General features: G+C 69.0%; 3 protein-coding genes and 1 pseudogene. 2 read left to right on the forward strand and 2 right to left on the reverse strand.

Annotated elements, in window-relative coordinates; translation table 11 throughout:
- Positions 1-1,129 precede the first annotated feature (1,129 nt).
- Positions 1,130-1,528: a hypothetical protein gene (locus tag ACRYMN_RS20695; RefSeq protein ID WP_432499300.1), complete on the forward strand. Its 399-nt coding sequence runs from the start codon at positions 1,130-1,132 to the stop codon at positions 1,526-1,528.
- 129 nt (positions 1,529-1,657) lie between these two features.
- Positions 1,658-2,125: a hypothetical protein gene (locus tag ACRYMN_RS20700; RefSeq protein WP_432499302.1), complete on the forward strand. Its 468-nt coding sequence runs from the start codon at positions 1,658-1,660 to the stop codon at positions 2,123-2,125.
- A 500-nt stretch (positions 2,126-2,625) separates the two neighbouring features.
- Here the strand turns inward: ACRYMN_RS20700 and ACRYMN_RS20705 are convergent, their stop codons facing one another.
- Positions 2,626-3,390 carry a nucleoside phosphorylase gene (locus tag ACRYMN_RS20705; RefSeq protein ID WP_432499304.1) on the reverse strand — a complete coding sequence of 255 codons (765 nt, stop codon included), beginning with the start codon at positions 3,388-3,390 and terminating at the stop codon, positions 2,626-2,628.
- A gap of 437 nt (positions 3,391-3,827) precedes the next feature.
- A pseudogene (locus ACRYMN_RS20710) lies at positions 3,828-4,283 on the reverse strand (hypothetical protein); the annotation flags it as partial.

A 4,283-nucleotide genomic window follows, 5' to 3' on the forward strand; every position in this document is an offset into this window, starting at 1 on the left:
CACGGGCCGGGTCGTCGCACGGGCCGGGTCGTCGCACGGGCCGGGTCGTCGCACGGGCCGGGTCGTCGCACGGGCCGGGTCGTCGCACGGGCCGGGTCGTCGCACGGGCCGGGTCGTCGCACGGGCCAGGTCGTCGCCTCACCAGTCCCTGGTGGGACGTCACCCGGCGCCTCGACCGGGCCCCGTGAGAGACCCGATGAACAGGCCCGCGGAAGGCGTCGAGCGGGGTGCCCCGTTCGAAGCGCTGCTTGACATCCAGCTCGATGATTGGGATAATCACCGGCACAACCTCGCAATGGCCTCTGGCCCGCGGGGTTTTGTGGTTCCCGGGCCTGATCGGCACCCGCCGCAGACCGCCAGGTACCGCCAGGTGCGGCTCGCTGCGGCCACCCCGAAGAACTGCTGCTGCAGCACCCCTGGGGCGGCCGTGGAGCACCGGCCCGCAGCACTCGTGGCCGCCTGCGGTCGCCGGCGGGGATGAGCAGAGCGTCCACAGCACGCTCGAGGCCGCCTGCGCTGTCACGATTCACGGGGCACGCATCCCCCCGCTGGTGAGCCGCGCACCAGCAGGCCCGCAGCAGGCGCCAGATGCCAGGTGCTAGGTGCCAGGTGCCAGCGGGAAGGGGCCCCCACACGGCGGCACGCAACAGCCGCACCATCACGCACGAGGCCAAGCGTGAGGCGGGGCCTGGCATGAGGCACGGTGCGGCGTCCGGTAGCCCATCCCCCGGCCACCGGACGCGACACCGCGATCCCCCACTGAGCCCGTCTCGCCACCGCGGATCCCCCCGGACCGCGACGCGAGCCCCCCGGACTCGATGAGCACATCGCTGCCGACCAGGGAGCGTTACAGCGAGCAGAGCCAGACGCACGAGCAGCGTGCCGGCTGCCCGAGCGCCTGCACCGGCGATGACCCCGCGACGGCACCGCAATGCCATCGACGGCGACACTGGAAGGCTCCACAGCGGTCCTGTCGCGGTCATCGACGTGTGGCTCCTGGCACCGAGGTGGGTCGCGGGCTGGCGCATGCGGCACCGCCCGGGTGATGCTGGAGCCAGCGCTCACGCCACCGCAGCTGCCCTGGTCGCCTGCTGTCGGTGACGTGTCGAGGTCGTCGAGGAGGCAGGTCGTGGTGTCGCGGTTCCGCACTCGCAAGGCGCTGGGCATCAGCGCCGCCTCGCTGGCGACCATGACGCTGGTTCCCCTGCTCGCACCGGCCGGCCGCACCGAGCGGCTGACGCTGCTGGTGGCCGCCGTGCCGCTCGCGCTGCTCTTCGGCGCCATCGCCGGCTGGACACCCCCGGCGACACCCCCGCCGCCGACGCACGCGGCCGCACCCGTCAGCAGCGCTGCGCACCCCGGTGCCCGTACCGCTCTCGACGTCGATACCGACACTCACCTGCACGCCCCCGAGCGAACGCGCGTACCCGGCGTGAACTTCGGGGCACAGCCACGAGCGGTACGACCGGGCCAAGCTCCGGTGGGGCTAGGAACAGTCGAAGAGCCGCAGCACACCCTGCTCCGGTAGCGAGGCATCGATCGCTTTCTGCGGCGTGCCCGTCGGTGACGATCCGGACGACTACCGTGCCTGCTGCCACGGGGAGCTGAGCTGCCAGGCAGGCCCACCCGCGGCTTCAACAACTCACCTGGAGGTCCAGTGGCGGCCCGCGCACACGACGAGAGCCCGGCAGCGGATGCAGTTCCAGCCGACTTCGACCCCGACAACTCCTTCAGCCTCATCATCTCTCCGGACGAGATGCGGGGCCTGGACGCCGACCTGGGCATCGTCGACCCCGACGAGCTGGCCGCTTCCCTGACCGAGGCGGGGCTGGACCAGGCGCAGGTGACGGCACTGCAGGCGCGGGACCTCAGCTTGACCACCTACGCACGTCTGGTCGAGATGGAGGTGGCGGACCTGCGCCGCCAGGGCATCGAGGCGCTGGACCCGGACATCACCACCGACCCGGACGGCACCCGCCTACCCGGCTACGGGTACCCGGCTGAAGTGCCCGGCATGAGCGAGGCAGAGGTGACCTACCGGGCCGTCAGTTGCCAGAACCGGTTCACCGGCGCCTACCAGTTGCTGTACCGCGCCGCCGTGCAATCGCAACAGCCGCACAGCTGAATACCATTCAGCTTCCTCGGCATATTCGCGGTTATGCTTATTACGGTCATGGAGGGCGCCTTCCATCCCTGGTGACTATTGTTTTATCTCACTGCGCTTATCACTTTCTCAATCGACCTACCCCCCTCTCAGTCATCGTGTCGATCCGTCTCAGCCACTTGTTCGAGACGCCGGGATGCCAGCGCGCGGTAGCCGGAGGCGTGAGATGGATCCGCGACGCTGCAGGTGACCGGCCACGGCGGCGACACCGGCGTGGTGGCGAAGGTGAGGCTCAGTGGTGGTGGCCAGCCACCCCGGACCCACGTGGTTGGGACCCAGACCACTCCCGCATTGGGAGAGGTTCCTGCGATGGCATGGGACTGCTGCACGATGACGTGTCACTCGATCGTGCAGCAGTTTCGACCAGAGGTGCCGGCACATCCGCGGCTCGCCGGGTCTGCGAGCGACTGCAACCATCGAAAGCCGCGTGCACGTCGCCGCGGCGCTGTGCTGCGCGGTAGTCATGGGAATCGAAGGACGGCTTCGACCGAAAGCCAGAACAGATCGCGGCGAGCCGAGGATGTGTGCCACTGGCGCTCGTCCCACGTCTCGCCACTGACGTCGTCACCTGCGTACAGGTACTGCCCGAAGGTCACGCCGCGATGGCAGGCGACAGCCAAAAAGGCCGCGGTCTCCATCTCCACCGTGATGCACCCTTCGCGGCGCCGAGCGGCAACCTTCGCTGTGGTCTCACGGTAGGGCGCATCGGTTGTCCACGTCTTGCCGACCGTGTACGGCACCGCCTGTTCGTCGAGCACGGCACAGAGCGCAGCCGTAACAGCCGGGTCCGCGCTGACTTCGCGGCCAGCCGGCAGGTAGTGGTATGACGTTCCTTCATCACGAACTGCGGCATCAGGGACGACGACGTGCCCCAACGCGAGGCCGGGAACCACTGCACCTGCTCCACCGCACGCGACGAAGGCGCGACAGCCTGTGGCGATCGCCTGTTCGAACAGACCACAGGCCAGCGGCGCGCCCACGCCGGGGTGGAACACCGCCACCCGACGCTCACCCACCTGGAGGCTGAACAGCTCGTGCGTTCCGTGCTCCCACCTGAAGGTCGCGACGACTTCGGCGCGGCCATCGCCGCACACCTCCTCGATGACATCACGGAAGAAGCAGATGACCGCACGCTCCGGGATTGCACCCGACTTGGACCCCGGCTCGGGAGCGATCAGCACCGCGGAGTCAGAGTCGAACTCGGTCAGTGGAATGCCCCAGGTCATGCGGCATCCTCGCCGTCGTGCTCCTACCTCAGCAACCGGGTTGCCGCACCCCTTCGGCTACCCGTCCTGGAGCTGACTGTGCGCGCTGCCTGGATGGCATTCCGATAACCGACCGTCTTCATGGTGCGCCCCGATGGCGTCGCCGTCCTCGTAGGCTAGAACGGCGCCGGTGAAGACCCCACTTTCACCAGCGAGAACCTCGCCAGGGCAACGCCCCCCTGACCCCACCTTGACGGACATCCGACGCGACGCTGGTGGGACGCAGTCCTGCCGGCCCCCCTCTCCGCCCGGCTGCCTCAGTGAGCCGGCAACTCATGGCGAAAGAAATCGTAAGCGAGCGATCAGGCACCTTAATCGCCATTCTTGTGGGTCACGGCCGGTGAGCGCTCAGCGTGACTGCCGGACCGACGCCCCGACACACTCGAGCTGAGCGTCCGTCAACGCCAGTTGGGGTCCAACGTCAGCAACGTCGTCGGGTCGGCCATCCACGCGTCGAACTCCTCGACGGTGACGAACAGCGGCTGACCGTTGAAACAGCGTGCCACCTCGCCCAGCCGCTTCAGCGCCTCCTGCGGGCCAGCCCCGATGACCGCGATCAACGCGTCGTCGAGCAGGGCGCCGACGGTGGCGCTGACGTAGGCGTTGCGTTCCTCCCCCAGCGCCCGCTCGGCCTCCCCTAGCAGGATCGCGGTGGCGAGGGCAGAAGCGGTCTCGTCCTCCAGGACGGCGAGGCGTTGCGCCAGCTCGACCTCGACACCCTCATCGCCATCGCCATCGCCATCGCCATCGCCATCGCCATCGCCATCGCCATCGCCATCGCCATCGCCATCGCCATCGCCATCGCCATCGCCATCGCCATCGCCATCGCCATCGCCATCGCCATCGCCATCGCC

The organism is Kineococcus gypseus (genome assembly GCF_050871305.1).
In the GTDB taxonomy this organism is placed as follows: Bacteria; Actinomycetota; Actinomycetes; order Actinomycetales; family Kineococcaceae; genus Kineococcus; species Kineococcus gypseus.

What these genes read in the sequence shown, in the direction of transcription:
- ACRYMN_RS20705 (WP_432499304.1), bottom strand. Translation starts at nt 3,390, where the DNA reads ATGACCTGGGGCATTCCACTGACCGAGTTCGACTCTGACTCCGCGGTG.